Origin of the sequence: Streptomyces sp. NPDC046939 (assembly GCF_040644575.1) — a bacterium.
Classification (GTDB): Bacteria; Actinomycetota; Actinomycetes; order Streptomycetales; family Streptomycetaceae; genus Streptomyces.
Genome location: NZ_JBEYWV010000043.1, coordinates 56,505 through 75,716, shown reverse-complemented (window position 1 = coordinate 75,716; position 19,212 = coordinate 56,505). Strand labels below are relative to the sequence as shown.

General features: G+C 71.5%; 17 protein-coding genes. 16 read left to right on the top strand and 1 reads right to left on the bottom strand.

Annotated elements, in window-relative coordinates; genetic code table 11:
- Positions 1 to 40: 40 nt before the first annotated feature.
- From mltG to ABZ877_RS35035, 10 genes are all read left to right on the top strand, one after another.
- A complete protein-coding gene (mltG, locus tag ABZ877_RS35080) occupies positions 41 to 1,744 on the top strand; it encodes an endolytic transglycosylase MltG (protein WP_361079803.1) in 1,704 nt (567 codons plus the stop codon).
- Positions 1,725 to 2,558 carry a shikimate dehydrogenase gene (locus ABZ877_RS35075; protein ID WP_361079801.1) on the top strand — a complete coding sequence of 278 codons (834 nt, stop codon included), beginning with the start codon at positions 1,725 to 1,727 and terminating at the stop codon, positions 2,556 to 2,558. Before mltG ends, ABZ877_RS35075 begins: the two co-directional genes overlap by 20 nt.
- A gap of 135 nt (positions 2,559 to 2,693) precedes the next feature.
- Positions 2,694 to 3,878 (top strand): chorismate synthase, encoded by a 1,185-nt coding sequence (gene aroC, locus ABZ877_RS35070; RefSeq protein ID WP_361079799.1) that lies wholly within the window; start codon positions 2,694 to 2,696, stop codon positions 3,876 to 3,878.
- Positions 3,875 to 4,390 carry a shikimate kinase gene (locus ABZ877_RS35065; protein ID WP_361079797.1) on the top strand — a complete coding sequence of 172 codons (516 nt, stop codon included), beginning with the start codon at positions 3,875 to 3,877 and terminating at the stop codon, positions 4,388 to 4,390. The genes aroC and ABZ877_RS35065 overlap by 4 nt, the downstream gene beginning before the upstream one ends.
- Positions 4,387 to 5,478, top strand: coding sequence for a 3-dehydroquinate synthase (aroB, locus tag ABZ877_RS35060; protein ID WP_361079794.1), 1,092 nt, complete (start codon positions 4,387 to 4,389; stop codon positions 5,476 to 5,478). Before ABZ877_RS35065 ends, aroB begins: the two co-directional genes overlap by 4 nt.
- Before the next feature lie 134 nt (positions 5,479 to 5,612).
- A complete protein-coding gene (locus ABZ877_RS35055; RefSeq protein ID WP_361079792.1) occupies positions 5,613 to 6,449 on the top strand; it encodes a Pro-rich N-terminal domain-containing protein in 837 nt (278 codons plus the stop codon).
- Between the two features lie 78 nt (positions 6,450 to 6,527).
- A complete protein-coding gene (locus ABZ877_RS35050; RefSeq protein ID WP_361079790.1) occupies positions 6,528 to 7,646 on the top strand; it encodes an aminopeptidase P family protein in 1,119 nt (372 codons plus the stop codon).
- A gap of 59 nt (positions 7,647 to 7,705) precedes the next feature.
- The gene (gene efp / locus ABZ877_RS35045; RefSeq protein WP_361079788.1) at positions 7,706 to 8,272 is read left to right on the top strand and encodes an elongation factor P; all 567 of its coding nucleotides are present in this window, start codon (positions 7,706 to 7,708) and stop codon (positions 8,270 to 8,272) included.
- A 2-nt stretch (positions 8,273 to 8,274) separates the two neighbouring features.
- Positions 8,275 to 8,709, top strand: a complete 435-nt coding sequence (nusB, locus tag ABZ877_RS35040) for a transcription antitermination factor NusB (RefSeq protein WP_361079786.1) — start codon at positions 8,275 to 8,277, stop codon at positions 8,707 to 8,709.
- Positions 8,710 to 8,810: 101 nt separating this feature from the next.
- Positions 8,811 to 10,373 carry an aminotransferase class V-fold PLP-dependent enzyme gene (locus tag ABZ877_RS35035; protein ID WP_361079784.1) on the top strand — a complete coding sequence of 521 codons (1,563 nt, stop codon included), beginning with the start codon at positions 8,811 to 8,813 and terminating at the stop codon, positions 10,371 to 10,373.
- Between the two features lie 80 nt (positions 10,374 to 10,453).
- Here the strand turns inward: ABZ877_RS35035 and bldD are convergent, their stop codons facing one another.
- A complete protein-coding gene (gene bldD / locus ABZ877_RS35030) occupies positions 10,454 to 10,954 on the bottom strand; it encodes a transcriptional regulator BldD (protein WP_093894511.1) in 501 nt (166 codons plus the stop codon).
- A 254-nt stretch (positions 10,955 to 11,208) separates the two neighbouring features.
- On the opposite strand from bldD, the gene pyrR reads away from it, so the two are divergent.
- The 6 genes from pyrR to carB all read left to right on the top strand — a co-directional run bounded on the left by pyrR (position 11,209) and on the right by carB (position 19,170).
- The gene (gene pyrR / locus ABZ877_RS35025) at positions 11,209 to 11,781 is read left to right on the top strand and encodes a bifunctional pyr operon transcriptional regulator/uracil phosphoribosyltransferase PyrR (protein ID WP_361079781.1); all 573 of its coding nucleotides are present in this window, start codon (positions 11,209 to 11,211) and stop codon (positions 11,779 to 11,781) included.
- A 98-nt stretch (positions 11,782 to 11,879) separates the two neighbouring features.
- Entirely contained in the window at positions 11,880 to 12,857 is a 978-nt protein-coding gene (locus ABZ877_RS35020; RefSeq protein ID WP_361079779.1) for an aspartate carbamoyltransferase catalytic subunit, read from the top strand.
- Between the two features lie 2 nt (positions 12,858 to 12,859).
- Positions 12,860 to 14,149 (top strand): dihydroorotase, encoded by a 1,290-nt coding sequence (locus ABZ877_RS35015; protein ID WP_361079777.1) that lies wholly within the window; start codon positions 12,860 to 12,862, stop codon positions 14,147 to 14,149.
- Positions 14,146 to 14,733, top strand: a complete 588-nt coding sequence (locus ABZ877_RS35010) for a hypothetical protein (protein WP_361079775.1) — start codon at positions 14,146 to 14,148, stop codon at positions 14,731 to 14,733. The genes ABZ877_RS35015 and ABZ877_RS35010 overlap by 4 nt, the downstream gene beginning before the upstream one ends.
- Positions 14,730 to 15,869 (top strand): glutamine-hydrolyzing carbamoyl-phosphate synthase small subunit, encoded by a 1,140-nt coding sequence (gene carA, locus ABZ877_RS35005; protein ID WP_361079773.1) that lies wholly within the window; start codon positions 14,730 to 14,732, stop codon positions 15,867 to 15,869. The genes ABZ877_RS35010 and carA overlap by 4 nt, the downstream gene beginning before the upstream one ends.
- Positions 15,862 to 19,170: a carbamoyl-phosphate synthase large subunit gene (gene carB, locus ABZ877_RS35000; protein WP_361079771.1), complete on the top strand. Its 3,309-nt coding sequence runs from the start codon at positions 15,862 to 15,864 to the stop codon at positions 19,168 to 19,170. The genes carA and carB overlap by 8 nt, the downstream gene beginning before the upstream one ends.
- The last annotated feature ends 42 nt before the right edge of the window (positions 19,171 to 19,212 follow it).

The window sequence follows — 19,212 nt, the reverse complement described above, 5'->3', positions numbered from 1 at the left end:
GGACCCGGACTCCCCCCGCCTCGCGGCTTGTAGGGGATCGATGACTGAGTATGGCCGGGGCCAGGGCTCCGAACCGTGGCACCCCGAGGATCCCCTGTACGGGGACCAGGGGTGGGGGCAGCAGGCCGGACACGGCCAGCCTGCCTACGGCGGCCAGGGCGGTTACGACCCGCAGCAGCCGCAGCAGCAGGGCTACGAGGGCGACTGGGGCGGCGGCCACCAGCCCGGACACGGCCAGGACGCCGGATATCCCCAGCCCCAGGGCTACGGCCAGGACGCCGGGTACGGCTACCCGCAGAACCAGGGCTACGGCCAGGACCCCGGCTACGGGCAGCAGGCGTACGGCGGGCAGCAGCAGGGCAACTGGGACGCCACCGCCGCGCAGGGCCAGCCCCCCTACGTCGCCGACCCGACGGACCCCTACAACACCGGGCGTACGGCCGGCTTCGGCGGGGAGCAGCCCGACTACTACGACACACCGGGCGCTTATCCACCGCCCGAGCCCCCGGGCCGGCGCCGCGCGCCCGAGGCCGCGCCGGAGGAGAGCGAGTGGGACGCGGGCCCCGACCAGGGCGAACACGCGTTCTTCAGCGGCGACGACGGCGAGGACGACGAGGGCGCGGGCCGGGGCGAGCGCAGGGGCCGCGGCGAGAAGAAGCCGAAGAAGCGCCGCAGCGGCTGTGCCTGTCTGGTCCTGACCGTGGTCTTCGCGGCCGGTGTCGGCGGCGTCGGCTACTTCGGCTACCAGTTCTACCAGGACAAGTTCGGCGCGGCGCCCGACTACGCGGGCCAGGGCAACGGCGAGACGGTCAGCGTCGTCATCCCCAAGGGCGCGGGCGGCTACGCCATCGGCCAGGCGCTCAAGGACGCCGGGGTCGTGCAGAGCGTCGACGCGTTCGTCGCCGCGCAGTCGGCCGACCCCAAGGGCCAGACGATCCAGGCGGGTGCCTATCTGCTGGAGAAGCAGATGTCGGCGGCGAGCGCGGTCGACCTGATGCTCAGCCCGAAGGGCCGCGCGAACCTGACGATCCCGGAGGGCATGCGCAACGTCGTCGTCTACGAGAGGATCGACGAGAAGCTGAAGCTGGCCAAGGGCACCACGGCGAAGGTCGCCAAGAGCGAGTACAAGAGCTTCGGCCTGCCCGACTGGGCGCTGAACCACCCCAACGTGAAGGACCCCCTCGAAGGCTTCCTCTTCCCGTCGAGCTACGCGGCCGCCAAGGGCATGAAGCCCGAGGAAGTGCTGCGCCAGATGGTCGAACAGGCCAACGACCGCTACCAGAAGCTGGACCTCGCGGGGAAGGCCGACAGCCTCGGCCTGGAGAGCCCCTGGCAGGTCCTGACCGTGGCCAGCCTCGTCCAGGCCGAGGGCAAGACGCACGACGACTTCCGCCGCATGGCGGAGGTGGTCTACAACCGCCTCAAGCCGACGAACACGGAGACCAACCAGCTCCTCCAGTTCGACTCGACGTACAACTACCTGAAGAAGCAGAGCAAGATCAATATCGGGACGTCCGAGATCAACAAGGACAAGGACCCGTACAACACCTATACGACCAAGGGCCTGCCGCCGGGACCGATCGACAACCCGGGAGACGAGGCGTTCGAGGCGACCCTCGACCCGACGAGCGACGGCTGGATGTACTTCGTCGCCACCGACGGCATGGACAAGACGGAGTTCGCGAAGACGCACGCCGACTTCGAGAGGCTGAGGGACAAGTTCAATGCCAGCCAGCACGACTGACCGGCGCAGGGCGGCCGTCCTCGGCTCACCGATCGCCCACTCGCTCTCCCCGCGGCTCCACACCGCCGCGTACGAGGCGCTGGGCCTCACCGACTGGACGTACGACCGCTTCGAGGTCGACGAGGCGGGCATCGCGGAGTTCTTCGCCGGGCTCGGGCCCGAGTGGGCCGGGCTCTCGCTGACCATGCCGCTCAAGCGGGCCGTCATACCGCTCCTCGACGGCATCACCGACACCGCGGCGTCGGTCGAGGCCGTGAACACCGTCGTCCTCCACGCCGACGGGCGCAGGACCGGCGACAACACCGACATCCCCGGCCTCGTGGCCGCGCTGCACGAGCAGGGCGTCGACAAGGTGGCCTCGGCCGCGATCCTCGGCGCGGGCGCCACCGCCTCCTCGGCGCTCGCCGCGCTCGCCCGGATCTGCTCCGGCGAGGTCGTCGCCTACGTGCGCAGCGAGCGGCGGGCCGAGGAGATGCGCGGCTGGGGCGAGCGGCTCGGCGTCTCGGTGCGCACGGCCGACTGGGCGGACGCGGCGGACGCGTTCGAGGCGCCGCTCGTGATCTCCACGACACCCAAGGGCGGCACCGACCATCTGACGGAGAAGCTGCCCGCGCGCGTGGGCACGCTGTTCGACGTGGTCTACGACCCCTGGCCGACGCCCCTCGCGGCGGCCTGGCAGCGGCGCGACGGCGCGGTGCTCAGCGGCCTCGACCTCCTCGTGCACCAGGCCGTCTTCCAGTTCGAGCAGTTCACGGGCGAGACCAGGCCCGTGCTCGCCGCCATGCGCGAGGCGGGCCTGCGCGCGCTCGGCTGACGCGGGTCCGCAGGGCGGACAGGGCGACGAGGCGCCCGCGCGGCATGGGAGGATCGGGAACACACGGTCGGACCGGGCCGCGCTCGGCGCCCGCCCGAAGAGCCGTAACGCAGAGCGCGAGCATGAGGAGCACCGTTGAGCAGGTTGCGCTGGCTGACCGCGGGGGAGTCGCACGGACCCGCACTTGTCGCGACGCTGGAGGGGCTTCCCGCCGGCGTTCCGATCACCACGGAGATGGTGGCGGACCACCTGGCCAGGCGGCGGCTCGGCTATGGGCGCGGCGCGCGGATGAAGTTCGAGCGCGACGAGGTCACGTTCCTGGGCGGCGTCCGGCACGGGCTGACCCTCGGTTCGCCGGTCGCGGTGATGGTCGGCAACACCGAGTGGCCCAAGTGGGAACAGGTCATGGCGGCCGACCCGGTCGACCCGGCGATCCTCGCGGACCTGGCGCGCAACGCGCCGCTGACCCGGCCCCGGCCCGGCCACGCGGACCTCGCGGGCATGCAGAAGTACGGCTTCGACGAGGCGCGGCCGATCCTGGAGCGGGCCTCGGCGCGGGAGACCGCCGCCCGGGTGGCGCTCGGCGCGATCGCCCGGTCGTACCTGAAGGAGACGGCCGGGATCGAGATCGTCTCCCACGTCGTGGAGCTGTGCTCGGTGAAGGCGCCGCAGGGCGTGTACCCGACCCCGGCGGACGTGGAGCGGCTGGACGCCGACCCGTTGCGCTGCCTGGACGCCGACGCCTCCAAGGCGATGGTGGCCGAGGTCGACCAGGCCCACAAGGACGGCGACACCCTGGGCGGCGTCGTCGAGGTCCTCGCCTACGGCGTGCCGGTGGGCCTGGGCTCGCACGTGCACTGGGACCGCAAGCTCGACGCCCGCCTCGCCGGCGCGCTGATGGGCATCCAGGCGATCAAGGGCGTCGAGATCGGCGACGGCTTCGACCTCGCGCGCGTGCCGGGCTCCAAGGCGCATGACGAGATCGTGAAGACGGACGAGGGCATCCGCCGCGTCTCCGGCCGCGCGGGCGGCACCGAGGGCGGCCTGTCCACCGGTGAGCTGCTGCGCGTCCGCGCGGCGATGAAGCCGATCGCGACCGTCCCGCGCGCGCTGAAGACCGTCGACGTGGCCACGGGCGAGGCCGCGCAGGCCCACCACCAGCGCTCCGACGTCTCCGCCGTGCCCGCGGCCGGGATCGTCGCCGAGGCGATGGTCGCCCTCGTCATCGCGGATGCCGTGGCCGAGAAGTTCGGCGGCGACAGCGTCACCGAGACCCGGCGCAATGTGACGTCGTACCTCGACAACCTCCAGATCCGGTGAGCGGCCCGACCGTCGTCCTCGTCGGACCGATGGGCGTGGGCAAGTCGACGGTGGGCGGACTGCTCGCCGAGCGGCTCGGCACCGGCTTCCGGGACACCGACGACGACATCGTGGCCGCGCAGGGCCGCGCCATCGCCGACATCTTCGTCGACGACGGCGAAGCGCACTTCCGCGCCCTGGAGAAGGCCGCCGTCGCGGCCGCGCTCGCCGAGCACACCGGCGTCCTCGCCCTCGGCGGCGGCGCGATCCTCGACGAGGGCACGCGCGCGCTGCTCGCCGGGCACCCTGTCGTCTACCTCTCGATGGACGTCGAGGAGGCGGCCAAGCGGACCGGCCTGAACGTGGCGCGGCCGCTGCTCGCCGTCAACCCGCGCAAGCAGTGGCGCGAGCTGATGGAGGCGCGGCGCCATCTGTACACCGAGGTGGCCGCGGTCGTCGTGGCCACCGACGGCCGTGACCCCGAGGAGGTCGCCGAGGCCGTCCTCGACGCACTGGAGTTGAAGCAGGCATGACTGACGAAGTGACCCGGATCCAGGTCGGCGGCACGGCCGGCACCGACCCGTACGAGGTCCTGATCGGCCGCCAACTCCTCGGCGAGCTGGGCTCCCTGATCGGCGACCGGGCCAAGCGGGTCGCCGTCATCCACCCCGAGGCGCTGGCCGAGACCGGCGAAGCGCTCCGCGCCGACCTCGCCGAGCAGGGCTACGAGGCCGTCGCCATCCAGGTGCCGAACGCCGAGGAGGCCAAGACCGCCGAGGTCGCCGCCTACTGCTGGAAGGCGCTCGGGCAGTCGAACTTCACCCGCTCCGACGTCGTCGTCGGCGTGGGCGGCGGCGCCACCACGGACCTCGCCGGGTTCGTCGCGGCGACCTGGCTGCGCGGCGTGCGCTGGATCGCCGTCCCCACCACCGTGCTCGCCATGGTGGACGCGGCGGTCGGCGGCAAGACCGGCATCAACACGGCCGAGGGCAAGAACCTCGTCGGCGCCTTCCATCCACCCGTCGGCGTGCTCTGCGACCTCGCCGCCCTCGACTCGCTCCCGGTGAACGACTACGTCTCCGGTCTTGCCGAGATCATCAAGGCCGGATTCATCGCCGACGAGCGCATCCTCGCACTCATCGAGGAGGACCCGCAGGCGGCGCGCACCCCGGCGGGCCCGCACACCGCCGAGCTGATCGAGCGCTCCATCAAGGTCAAGGCCGAGGTCGTCTCCAGCGACCTCAAGGAGGCGGGCCTGCGCGAGATCCTCAACTACGGGCACACCCTCGGGCACGCCATCGAGAAGAACGAGCGCTACAAGTGGCGTCACGGCGCCGCCGTCTCCGTCGGCATGCACTTCGCCGCCGAACTCGGCCGCCTCGCCGGGCGCCTGGACGACGCCACCGCCGACCGGCACCGCACCGTCCTCGAATCCGTCGGCCTCCCGCTGAGCTACCGCTACGACCAGTGGCCCAAGCTCCTGGAGAACATGAAGGTCGACAAGAAGTCCCGCGGCGACCTGCTGCGCTTCATCGTCCTCGACGGCCTCGGCAAGCCCACCGTCCTGGAGGGCCCGGACCCGGCCGTCCTCCTCGCCGCCTACGGTGAAGTGGCCGAATAATTCCGCTGGTCGCGTTCAGGGCACGTTGCGACCGCCCCGGCCGTTCACACAACGGCGGCCGGGGACGGTACCGTGCGGTAGCGCCCTGATCGCCGGCGCCCCAATGACGGTTGTACGAGACGGAGTGGCACCGGATGCAGCACGCAGTGGGATCTCCGCTGCCACCGCCCCACCGGCCGGGGCACGGAGCGGCCGGCCCCTGGCACGCCCCGCAGCAGGCGCAGCAGCACCCCGGAGCGCCCGGCTTCACCGGCGTCCCGCACCCGCCGGTCCCGCCGCACCCGCAGGCGGCGCAGGCCCCGCACCCGCAGGCCCCGCCGCCGCGCGACACCACCGGGCACGTCCAGCTCCCGCCCGGCGCCCCGGTCGCCGTGCCGAGCCCGCCGCCCTCGCAGGCGCCCGCCGACCCGGCGGCGACCACCCTCGCGGTGCTGCTCATCGGCCCCGCGGGCGCGGGCAAGACGAGCGTCGCCAAGTACTGGGCGGAGCGCCGCCGCGTCCCCACGGCCCACATCAGCCTGGACGACGTACGGGAGTGGGTGCGCTCGGGGTTCGCCGACCCGCAGACGGGGTGGAACGACAACAGCGAGGCGCAGTACCGTCTCGCCCGCCGCACCTGCGGCTTCGCCGCCCGTAACTTCCTGGCGAACGGGATCTCCTGCATCCTCGACGACGCCGTCTTCCCCGACCGCCCCGTCGTCGGCCTCGGCGGCTGGAAGCGGCACGTCGGACCCGGGCTGCTCCCCGTCGTCCTGCTGCCGGGCCTGGAGATCGTCCTGGAGCGCAACGCGCAGCGCAGCGGCAACCGCCGCCTCAGCGACGAGGAGGTCGCCGCGATCCACGGCCGGATGGCCGGCTGGTACGGCTCGGGGCTGCCGATCATCGACAACTCCCAGCTCGACGTGGCCGGTACGGCACAGGTCCTGGACGAGGTGCTCGCCCGCGCCATCGCGAGCCCGCCCCAGTGGTGATCCGGCGCGCGCAGGCGGCACCGCCCGTCCGGACGCGCTGAACCGGCCGCCCGGCGCCCCCGCTCGTACGTTGGCCTCATGGCAGAGGCGTACGCGGCACGACGGGACCGGCTCAGACAGCGCGCGACAGCGGGCGGCAGCGCGTCCGCGCTGGTGTCGCGCCCCGCCAACGTCCGCTATCTCACCGGGGCGGCCCCGCCCGACGCCGTGCTGCTCATCGGCCCGGACTCCGGCGGCAGCGGTGACGTCCTGCTCTGCGGACGCCGGCCCAGCGGGCAGCTCGCCGAGGGCCGCGCCGACGAGGAGCTGCGGGTGCAGGTCCTGACCGCGCCCGCCGGGGACCCGGCCGTCGCCGCCGCCGACCTGGCGCTCGCGCAGGGCGCCGACTCGCTCGCCGTCGAGGAGCATCATCTGACGATGGCCCGGCACCGCGCGATCGGCTCGGTCGCGCCGGGGCTGCTCCTCACCGACCTGAACAAGGCCGTCGAGCAGTTGCGCCTGGTCAAGGACGAGGAGGAGATCTCCTGTCTGCGGATCGCCGCCGAGATCGCCGACCAGGCGCTCGGTGAGCTCCTGGAGTCGATCCTCGTCGGCCGCACCGAGCGCCACCTCGCCCTCGAACTGGAGCGTCGACTTGTCGACCACGGCGCCGACGGCCCCGCCTTCCCCACGAGCGTGGGCACGGGACCGAACTCGGGGCTCGGCGCCCACCGGCCCAGCGACCGCCGCGTCGAGGAGGGCGACTTCCTCTCCGTCTGCCTGGGTGCCACCTACCGCGGCTACCGCTGCGAGGTCGGCCGGACCTTCGTCATCGGGACCTCGCCCGCGGACTGGCAGATCGAGCTGTACGACCTCGTCTTCGCCGCTCAGCGCCAGGGCCGGGAGTCGCTGCTGCCCGGCGTCGAGTGCCGCGAGGCGGACCGGGCCGCCCGGCACGTCCTGGACGCGGCGGGCCACGGCGCGGCCCTCCCACAGCTCACCGGACACGGGGTGGGGCTCGAAATCGACGAGGACCCGCAACTGGCCCCCGCCGCCATGGGTAAACTGGACGCTTGTGTGCCGGTCACCGTCGAACCGGGGGTCCACCTCCCGGGCCGGGGCGGTGTCCGGATCGATGACACGCTCGTCGTCCGCCCCGAGGCGGACGGCGGACCCGAGCTACTCACCATCACGACCAAGGAGCTGCTCGCGCTCTAGCTTGACGCTGAGCGCCTGCGCCGGGGTCGTCCACGTCAGTCCAGGAGATTGAAGCAACCGTGGCTTCCACGAACGACCTCAAGAACGGCCTGGTGCTCAAGCTCGAAGGCGGCCAGCTCTGGTCCGTCGTCGAGTTCCAGCACGTCAAGCCCGGCAAGGGCCCGGCCTTCGTGCGCACCAAGCTCAAGAACGTGCTCTCCGGCAAGGTCGTCGACAAGACGTTCAACGCCGGCGTCAAGGTCGACACGGCCACGATCGACAAGCGCGACATGCAGTTCTCGTACATGGACGGCGACTACTTCGTCTTCATGGACATGGAGACCTACGACCAGCTCCACGTCGACCGCAAGGCCGTCGGTGACGCCGCCAACTTCCTGATCGAGGGCTTCAACGCCGCGGTCGCGCAGCACGAGGGCGAGGTGCTCTACGTGGAGCTGCCGGCCGCCGTCGAGCTCACCATCAAGGAGACGGAGCCGGGCGTCCAGGGCGACCGCTCCACCGGTGGCACCAAGCCCGCCGTCCTGGAGACCGGCCACCAGATCCAGGTCCCGCTCTTCATCACCCAGGGCGAGAAGATCAAGGTCGACACCCGTACGAGCGACTACCTCGGCCGGGTGAACAGCTAACCGTGGCCGCCCGCAACACCGCCCGCAAGCGCGCCTTCCAGATTCTCTTCGAGGCGGACCAGCGCGGCGACTCCGTCACGACGGTCCTCGCGGACTGGATCCGGCACTCCCGCACCGATACGCGGCAGCCGCCCGTCAGCGAGTACACGATGGAGCTGGTCGAGGGGTACGCGGAGCACGCGGCCCGGATCGACGAGCTGATCGCGCAGTACGCCGTCGGGTGGACCCTGGACCGGATGCCGGTCGTCGACCGCAACATCGTGCGGATCGGCGCCTACGAGCTGGTCTGGGTCGACGGGACCCCGGACGCCGTGGTGCTCGACGAGGCCGTCTCGCTGGCCAAGGAGTTCTCCACCGACGAGTCCCCGGCGTTCATCAACGGGCTGCTCGGCCGCTTCAAGGACCTGAAGCCCTCGCTCCGCCGCGACCAGGCGTAACCGCCGCGCGGCACACGTACCACCGCAGGCCCGAAGCAGAACCTGAACAATGTTCTGCTTCGGGCCTGGTGCGTTCCCCGGGCCCTCATTAGGTTCTGGCCATGCCTGAGCCGAGCGCGCCCCTCACGCCCACCGATCCGCTCCTCGCACGCCTCGCCGAACTGCGCGCGGGCGACCTGCCCGTCCACGGCGGCCGCACCATGGCCTACGTCTACGACTCCGGGCTCGACGGTCTGGAGGAGCTCGCGAACGCCGCGCACGCCGCCTTCGCCGGGGTCAACGGACTCGACATGACGGCCTTCCCCAGCGTCGTCGCGCTGGAGAACGACCTGGTGCGCCGCGCCACCGCCCTCCTCGGCGGCACCGCGGGCACCTTCACCAGCGGCGGCACCGAGAGCTGCCTCCTCGCTGTCCTGACCGCCCGGCAGCACGCCCGCCGGACGCGCGGCGTGAGCGAGCCCGAACTGATCCTCCCGGAGACGGCGCACGCCGCGTTCCACAAGGCGGCCGAACTGTTCGGGCTTCGGGTCGTGCGCGTGCCCGTCGACCCGGACACGTACAAGGTGGGCGCGGCGGACGTGGCGGCAGCGATCACGGAGCACACCGCCCTGGTCGTCGTCTCCGCGCCCTCGTACGCGCACGGCGTCATCGACCCGGTCGCGGAGGTGGCGGCCGAGGCGCACCGGCGCGGGGTGCTCTGCCACGTGGACGCCTGTATCGGGGGCTGGTACCTGGGTCATCTGCGGTTGGCGCGGGAGGCGCCGACGTCGGAAGCGCTGGTTTCGGGGGCGCTGGTGTCGGAGGCGCCGATGTCGGACGCGCCGACATCGAGGGCGCTGGGGGCGGAGGCTCCGGTTCCGGAGGCGCCGGGCCCGGACGTCCCGGCGTTCGACCTGCGCGTCCCCGGGGTCACCTCTCTCTCCGTCGACCTCCACAAGTACGCCTACACCGCGAAGGGCGCCTCGCTGCTCCTCTTCCGCGACGCCGAACTGCGCCGCCATGGCTGGTTCGCGCACGCCGCCTGGCCCGGCTACCCCGTCGTCAACGCGACGCTCCAGGGCACCAAGGCCGCCGGACCCCTCGCCGCGGCCTGGGCGGTGACCGAGCGCGTCGGGACCGAGGGTTACGCCGCGTTGTCGGCGCGCGTGCGCAGGGCGACGCTCGCCCTCGCCGACGGCATCGGCCGGATCGACGGACTGCGGCTGCTCGCCCGCCCCGAGGCGTCACTGCTCGCGGTCGCCGCCGACGACCCGGACATCGATGTCTTCGTGGTCGCCGACGAGATCCGGGGGAGCGGCTGGTACCTCCAGCCGCAGCCCGCGTTCGGCGCGTCCCCGGCCAATCTGCATCTGACGGTGACCGCCGCCGTCGCGGACGAGGAGACCGTACGGCTGCTGCTCGACGATCTGGAGAAGGCGGTGGCGCGGGCGCGCGCGACCGGTCCCGTGCGGGTGGCCCCGGCGCTCGTCGAGGCCGCCGCGTCGCTCGACCCGGACGCGCTCACCGCGCAGGAGGTGGAGCTGGCGCTGACCCTCGCGGGCGTCGGCGCGGGCGGCCGGCTGCCCGAGCGGATGGCGCCGGTGCTCGCCGTCCTGCAAGCGCTGCCGCCGAGGCTGAGCGAGCGGCTGCTGCCCGAGGTCATCGGGCGGCTCTATGAAGGGTGAGAACGCCCGAGGGGCGGAGCCGGCCGGCTCCGCCCCTCGGGGTGTGACGTTTCTTCGGTACCTCGGTAAAAGGGCCCCGATCAGGCCTCTTCGTGCGCCACCGCACGCCGCGCGTCCGCGTCGAGGACGCCCCAGCTGATGAGCTGCTCGGTGAGGACCGAGGGCGACTGGTCGTAGATCACCGCAAGGGTGCGCAGGTCGTCCTGGCGGATCGACAGCACCTTGCCGTTGTAGTCACCGCGCTGCGACTGGATCGTGGCGGCGTACCGCTGCAGCGGCCCCGCCTTCTCCGGCGGCACGTGGGCCAGGCGCTCCAGGTCCAGGACGAGCTTCGGCGGCGGCTCGGCAGCGCCACCCGGGGTCGTGCCCGGCAGCAGCTCCTGCACCGGGACCCCGTAGAAGTCCGCCAGCTCGGCAAGGCGCTGCACGGTCACGGCGCGGTCGCCGCGCTCGTACGACCCGACCACGACCGCCTTCCAGCGTCCCTGGGACTTCTCCTCGACACCGTGGAGGGAAAGGCCCTGCTGGGTACGGATCGCGCGGAGCTTGGCCCCGAGCTGTTTGGCGTATTCGCTGGACATATAGCTCCCCGGACACTGCATCACTGTGCGGCTGCGCCGCGTGGCTGGTAACTCACTGTGAGGTTACGCAGCGTTACTTGGCCGCGTCAAGCCGAATGGTCCGTACCGACCTTCTCCCAAATCGGGCGATCTCGCACCTCGTGCGCCCCTCCAGGGTGGTGATCAGCGGTGTTCGGGGGCTGGTACTCTGGTTGGCGCAATGACGACGTCCTTTAAGATCCGTCCCGTGAGGCGGAGAAGGGGGTCCGTTTCGTATGGACACGCAGAATTCCGATGCCCGGTCCGTCCTCGAAGGTCCTGACATCGCACGGGTGCTGACCCGTATCGCCCACGAGATCGTCGAGCGCGCCAAGGGCGCCGAGGACGTGGTTCTCCTGGGCATCCCCACGCGAGGCGTCTTCCTCGCCCGCCGCCTGGCCGACAAGCTCCGGGACATCACCGGCCGCGCCGTCCCCGTCGGCTCCCTCGACATCACGATGTACCGCGACGACCTGCGCATGCACCCGCCGCGCGCGCTCGCCCGCACCGACATCCCCGCCGAGGGGATCGACGGCCGCCTCGTGATCCTCGTCGACGACGTGCTCTTCTCCGGCCGCACCATCCGCGCCGCCCTCGACGCCCTGAACGACATCGGGCGCCCGCGCGCCGTGCAGCTCGCGGTCCTCGTCGACCGCGGCCACCGCGAACTCCCGATCCGCGCCGACTACGTCGGCAAGAACCTCCCCACGTCGCTGCGGGAGACGGTCAAGGTCCAGCTCGCCGAGGAGGACGGCCGCGACGCCGTGCTGCTCGGTGCCAAGCAGGACGCCAAGGCGGCCGAGCAGTAGCACCCTTCGGCCGTCCGCTCGCTCGTACGGCCCGAAAGGTGTGCCCTCGCGCGCCCGTATGCCCCAAATCTCCTGAACCTCCCTACGGAGCACCCCCGATGATGCGACACCTCATCTCGGCCGCCGACCTCACCCGCGACGACGCCGTCCTCATCCTCGACACCACCGAGGAGATGGCCCGCGTCGCCGACCGGCCCATCAAGAAGCTGCCCGCGCTGCGCGGCCGGACCGTCTGCAACCTCTTCTTCGAGGACTCGACCCGGACCCGGATCTCCTTCGAGGCCGCCGAGAAGCGGCTCTCGGCCGACGTCATCAACTTCGCCGCCAAGGGCTCCAGCGTCTCCAAGGGCGAGTCCCTGAAGGACACCGCGCAGACCCTGGAGGCGATGGGCGTCGACGCCGTCGTCATCCGGCACGGCGCGTCCGGCGCCCCCTACCGGCTCGCGAACTCCGGCTGGATCGACGCCCCGGTGATCAACGCCGGTGACGGCACCCACCAGCACCCCACCCAGGCGCTCCTGGACGCCTTCACGATGCGCCGCCGCCTGGTCGGCGCCGACGCCGGGATCGGCCAGGGCCTCGACGGCAAGCGCGTCACGCTCGTCGGCGACGTCCTGCACAGCCGTGTCGCCCGCTCCAACGTCGACCTGCTGCACACCCTCGGCGCCGAGGTCACCCTCGTCGCGCCGCCCACCCTGCTCCCCGTCGGCGTCGAGACCTGGCCCTGCGAAATCAGTTACGACCTCGACTCCACGCTCACCAAGTCCGACGCCGTGATGATGCTGCGCGTCCAGCGCGAGCGGATGAACGCCGCGTTCTTCCCGACCGAGCGCGAGTACTCGCGCCGCTACGGCCTCGACGGCGACCGCATGGCGAAGATGCCGGAGCACGCCATCGTCATGCACCCCGGCCCGATGGTGCGCGGCATGGAGATCACCGCCGAGGTCGCGGACTCCGACCGCTGCACCGCCATCGAGCAGGTCGCCAACGGCGTCCACACCCGGATGGCCGTCCTCTATCTGCTGCTCGGCGGCGCCGAGCCCGCCGTCACCCACTCTCGTACCGAGGAGAAGTAACCATGAGCAAGACCCTGATCCGCGGTGCGAAGGTGCTCGGCGGCGAGCCGCAGGACGTACTGATCGACGGAACCGTCATCGCCGAGGTCGGCAGCGGCCTCAGCGCCGACGGTGTCGACGAGGTCGTCGAGGCCGGCGGCAAGGTCCTCCTGCCGGGCCTCGTCGACCTGCACACCCATCTGCGCGAGCCGGGCCGCGAGGACTCCGAGACCGTCCTCACCGGCACCCGGGCCGCCGCCTCCGGTGGCTACACCGCCGTCTTCGCCATGGCCAACACCTTCCCCGTCGCCGACACCGCCGGCGTCGTCGAGCAGGTCCACCGGCTCGGCCAGGAGCACGGCTACTGCGACGTGCAGCCCATCGGCGCCGTCACCGTCGGCCTTGAGGGCCAGAAGCTCGCCGAGCTGGGCGCCATGCACGACTCCACCGCCGGGGTCACCGTCTTCTCCGACGACGGCAAGTGCGTCCACGACGCCGTGATCATGCGCCGCGCCCTGGAGTACGTGAAGGCGTTCGGCGGCGTCGTCGCCCAGCACGCGCAGGAGCCCCGGCTCACCGAGGGCGCCCAGATGAACGAGGGCACCGTCTCCGCCGAGCTGGGCCTCGGCGGCTGGCCCGCCGTCGCCGAGGAGTCGATCATCGCCCGCGACGTGCTGCTCGCCGAGCACGTCGGCTCCCGCGTCCACATCTGCCACCTCTCGACCGCCGGGTCCGTGGAGATCGTGCGCTGGGCCAAGTCCCGGGGCATCGACGTGACCGCCGAGGTCACCCCGCACCACCTGCTCCTCACCGACGAGCTGGTGCGCTCGTACAACCCGGTCTACAAGGTCAACCCGCCGCTGCGCACCGAGAAGGACGTCATGGCGCTGCGCGAGGCGCTCGCGGACGGCACGATCGACATCGTCGCCACCGACCACGCCCCGCACCCGCACGAGGACAAGGACTGCGAGTGGGCCGCCGCCGCCATGGGCATGGTCGGCCTGGAGACGGCACTGAGCGTCGTGCAGCAGACGATGGTGGAGACCGGCCTGCTCGACTGGGCGGGCGTCGCGGACCGCATGTCCTTCAAGCCCGCCGAGATCGGACAGGCGAAGGGCCACGGGCGTCCCGTCTCGGCAGGTGAGCCCGCCAACCTCGTTCTGGTCGACGCGGACTACCGTGGAACCGTGGACCCCGCGGGCTTCGCCTCCCGCAGCCGCAACACCCCCTACGAGGGCCGTGAGCTGCCGGGGCGCGTCACCCACACCTGGCTGCGGGGCAAGGCCACCCTCGCCGACGGGAAGCTCGCGTGACACCTCTGCACCCCATCCGCCCCCTGGTTCTGGCCGCCGAACAGAAGTCGGCGGACGTGACCGACTGGGCCGACCGCATCGGCTGGATCGTCGGCCTGCTCCTCTTCGTCGCCCTCGTGTACTGGCTGATGCGCCAGGGCTGGAAGTGGCGCGGCACGCTGCAAGGCGACGTACCGCCCCTGCCCCAGTCGCCCGGGACGCCGGGTGAGCCGAGACTGACCATGAGCGGCCGCTACCACGGCTCCACCACCGCCGGGCAGTGGCTCGACCGCATCGTCGCGCACGGCCTGGGCACCCGCAGCCGCGTCGAGCTGACCCTGACCGACGCCGGACTCGACGTCGTACGCCCCGGAGCGGCCGACTTCTTCGTCCCGGCGGACGCGCTCCGCGAGGCACGGCTCGACAAGGGCATCGCCGGCAAGGTGCTCACGGAGGGCGGTCTGCTGATCGTCACCTGGGCCCACGGCGACAAGCTGATCGACTCCGGGTTCCGCTCGGACCACGCCGCCGAGCAGGCCGAGTGGGTCACCGCCATCAACGACATGAGCAACAAGCACATCACGACGGAAGGCACCGCACGATGACCACCTCCACAAGGGGGACCAAGGTTCCCGCCGTTCTCGTCCTGGAGGACGGCCGGGTGTTCCGCGGCCGCGCCTACGGGGCCGTGGGGGAGACCTTCGGCGAGGCCGTCTTCTCCACCGGCATGACCGGCTACCAGGAAACCCTCACCGACCCGTCGTACGACCGCCAGATCGTGGTCGCCACCGCCCCGCAGATCGGCAACACGGGCTGGAACGACGAGGACGACGAGTCGGGCCGCATCTGGGTCTCCGGCTACGTCGTGCGCGACCCCGCGCGCGTGCCGTCCAACTGGCGCTCCAAGCGCAGCTTGGACGACGAGCTGAGCGCCCAGGGCGTCGTCGGCATCAGCGGCGTCGACACCCGCGCCCTCACCCGCCACCTGCGCGAGCGCGGCTCCATGCGCTCCGGCATCTTCTCCGGCGAGACCCTCGCGCCCGACGCCGACCTTGTCGCCAAGGTGCAGGCGCAGCCGCAGATGAAGGGCGCGAGCCTCTACGAGGAGGTCGCCACCAAGGAGGCGTACGTCGTCCCGGCCGTCGGTGAGAAGAAGTTCACCGTCGCCGCCATCGACCTCGGCATCAAGGGCATGACCCCGCACCGCATGGCCGAGCGCGGCATCGAGGTGCACGTCCTGCCCGCCACCGCCACCGAGGAGGAGGTGTACGCGGTCTCCCCGGACGGCGTCTTCTTCTCCAATGGGCCCGGCGACCCGTCCACCGCCGAGGGCCCGGTCACGCTCATGCGCGCCGTCCTCGCGCGCAAGACGCCGCTGTTCGGCATCTGCTTCGGCAACCAGATCCTCGGCCGCGCCCTCGGCTTCGGCACGTACAAGCTGAAGTACGGCCACCGTGGCATCAACCAGCCGGTGCAGGACCGCACCACCGGCAAGGTCGAGGTCACCGCGCACAACCACGGCTTCGCCGTGGACGCGCCGCTCGACAAGGTCAGCGAGACGCCCTTCGGCCGCGCCGAGGTCTCCCACGTCTGCCTGAACGACCAGGTCGTCGAGGGTCTCCAGCTGCTCGACCAGCCGGCCTTCTCCGTCCAGTACCACCCGGAGGCGGCGGCCGGACCGCACGACGCCGCTTACCTGTTCGACCGCTTCGTTTCCCTGATGGAGGGCCAGCGTGCCTAAGCGCTCCGATATCCAGTCCGTCCTGGTCATCGGCTCCGGCCCGATCGTCATCGGCCAGGCCGCCGAGTTCGACTACTCCGGCACCCAGGCGTGCCGCGTCCTCAAGTCCGAGGGCCTGCGCGTCATCCTCGTCAACTCCAACCCGGCGACGATCATGACCGACCCGGAGATCGCCGACGCCACGTACGTCGAGCCGATCACCCCCGAGTTCGTCGAGAAGATCATCGCGAAGGAGCGCCCCGACGCGCTCCTGCCGACCCTCGGCGGCCAGACCGCGCTCAACACCGCGATCTCCATGCACGAGCAGGGCGTCCTCGACAAGTACGGCGTCGAGCTGATCGGCGCCAACGTCGAGGCGATCAACAAGGGCGAGGACCGCGACCTCTTCAAGGGCGTCGTCGAGGAGGTCCGCAAGAAGATCGGGCACGGCGAGTCCGCCCGCTCGGTGATCTGCCACTCCATGGACGACGTGCTCAAGGGCGTCGACACCCTCGGCGGCTACCCCGTCGTCGTCCGCCCCTCCTTCACGATGGGCGGCGCCGGTTCCGGCTTCGCGCACGACGAGGAGGAGCTGCGCCGCATCGCAGGTCAGGGCCTCACGCTCTCCCCGACCACCGAGGTGCTCCTGGAGGAGTCCATCCTCGGCTGGAAGGAGTACGAGCTGGAGCTGATGCGCGACAAGAACGACAACGTCGTGGTCGTCTGCTCCATCGAGAACTTCGACCCGATGGGCGTGCACACCGGCGACTCGATCACCGTCGCGCCCGCGATGACGCTGACCGACCGCGAGTACCAGCGCCTGCGCGACATCGGCATCGCGATCATCCGCGAGGTCGGCGTCGACACCGGCGGCTGCAACATCCAGTTCGCGATCAACCCGGCCGACGGCCGCGTCATCGTCATCGAGATGAACCCGCGCGTCTCCCGCTCCTCGGCGCTCGCGTCGAAGGCCACCGGCTTCCCGATCGCGAAGATCGCCGCCAAGCTGGCCGTCGGCTACACGCTCGACGAGATCCCGAACGACATCACCGAGAAGACCCCGGCCTCCTTCGAGCCGACGCTCGACTACGTGGTCGTGAAGGCCCCGCGCTTCGCCTTCGAGAAGTTCCCGAGCGCCGACTCCACCCTCACCACGACCATGAAGTCGGTCGGTGAGGCCATGGCGATCGGCCGCAACTTCACCGAGGCGTTCCAGAAGGCGCTGCGCTCCCTGGAGAAGAAGGGCAGCCAGTTCACCTTCGTCGGCCCGGTCGGTGACAAGAAGGAGCTGCTCGAAGCCTCCGTGCGCCCGACCGACGGCCGGATCAACACCGTCATGCAGGCGATCCGGGCCGGTGCCACGCCCGAGGAGGTCTTCGACTACACGAAGATCGACCCGTGGTTCGTGGACCAGCTCTTCCTCATCAAGGAGGTCGCGGACGAGCTGGCGGCCGCCGAGCGCCTGGACGCCGACCTGCTCGCGGAGGCCAAGCGCCACGGCTTCTCCGACCAGCAGATCGCGGAGATCCGCGGGCTGCGCGAGGACGTCGTCCGCGAGGTCCGGCACGCGCTCGGTGTCCGCCCGGTCTACAAGACGGTCGACACCTGCGCCGCCGAGTTCGCCGCGAAGACGCCGTACTTCTACTCCTCCTACGACGAGGAGTCCGAGGTCGCGCCCCGCGAGAAGCCCGCGGTGATCATCCTGGGCTCGGGCCCGAACCGCATCGGCCAGGGCATCGAATTCGACTACTCCTGCGTCCACGCCTCCTTCGCGCTCAGCGACGCGGGCTACGAGACCGTGATGGTCAACTGCAACCCGGAGACCGTCTCCACGGACTACGACACCTCCGACCGCCTGTACTTCGAGCCGCTGACGCTCGAAGACGTCCTGGAGATCGTCCACGCGGAGTCGCTTGCCGGGCCGATCGCGGGCGTCGTCGTCCAGCTCGGCGGCCAGACCCCGCTCGGTCTCGCCCAGGCGCTCAAGGACAACGGCGTCCCCGTCGTCGGCACCTCGCCCGAGGCGATCCACGCCGCCGAGGACCGCGGCGCCTTCGGCCGCGTCCTCGCGGAGGCCGGTCTGCCCGCGCCCAAGCATGGCACCGCCACCACGTTCGCGGAAGCGAAGGCGATCGCCGACGAGATCGGCTACCCCGTCCTCGTCCGCCCGTCCTACGTGCTCGGCGGCCGCGGCATGGAGATCGTCTACGACGAGACCCGGCTCTCCTCCTACATCGAGGAGTCGACGGAGATCAGCCCGAGCCGCCCCGTGCTCGTGGACCGCTTCCTCGACGACGCCATCGAGATCGACGTCGACGCCCTCTACGACGGCGAGGAGCTCTACCTCGGCGGCGTCATGGAGCACATCGAGGAGGCCGGCATCCACTCCGGCGACTCGGCGTGCGCCCTGCCCCCGATCACCCTCGGCGGCTTCGACATCAAGCGCCTGCGCGCCTCCACCGAGGGCATCGCCAAGGGCGTCGGCGTCCGCGGCCTGATCAACATCCAGTTCGCGCTCGCCGGGGACATCCTCTACGTCCTCGAAGCCAACCCGCGCGCCTCGCGAACCGTCCCCTTCACCTCGAAGGCGACCGCGGTGCCGCTCGCGAAGGCCGCCGCCCGCATCTCGCTCGGCGCCACCATCGCCGAGCTGCGCGCGGAGGGCCTGCTGCCCAAGCACGGCGACGGCGGCACGCTGCCGCTCGACGCGCCGATCTCCGTCAAGGAGGCCGTCATGCCCTGGTCGCGCTTCCGCGACATCCAGGGCCGCGGCGTCGACACGGTCCTCGGCCCGGAGATGCGCTCCACCGGCGAGGTCATGGGCATCGACTCCGTCTTCGGCACGGCGTACGCCAAGTCGCAGGCGGGCGCGTACGGGCCGCTGCCGACGAAGGGCCGCGCGTTCATCTCGGTCGCCAACCGCGACAAGCGCTCGATGGTCTTCCCGGCGCGCGAGCTGGTCGCCCACGGCTTCGAGCTGCTGGCCACCTCCGGCACCGCAGAGGTCCTCAAGCGCAACGGCATCAACGCCACGGTCGTGCGCAAGCAGTCCGAGGGCGAGGGCCCGAACGGCGAGAAGACGATCGTCCAGCTGATCCACTCCGGCGACGTCGACCTCATCGTCAACACCCCGTACGGCACCGGTGGCCGACTCGACGGCTACGAGATCCGCACGGCGGCCGTCGCCCGCTCCGTGCCCTGCCTGACGACGGTCCAGGCGCTCGCCGCCGCCGTCCAGGGCATCGACGCCCTCACCCACGGCGACGTCGGCGTCCGCTCCTTGCAGGAACACGCGGAACACCTGACCGCGGCCCGCGACTAGCGGCCCTTGGAGGGGGACACCGGAAACGGTGTCCCCCTCTTC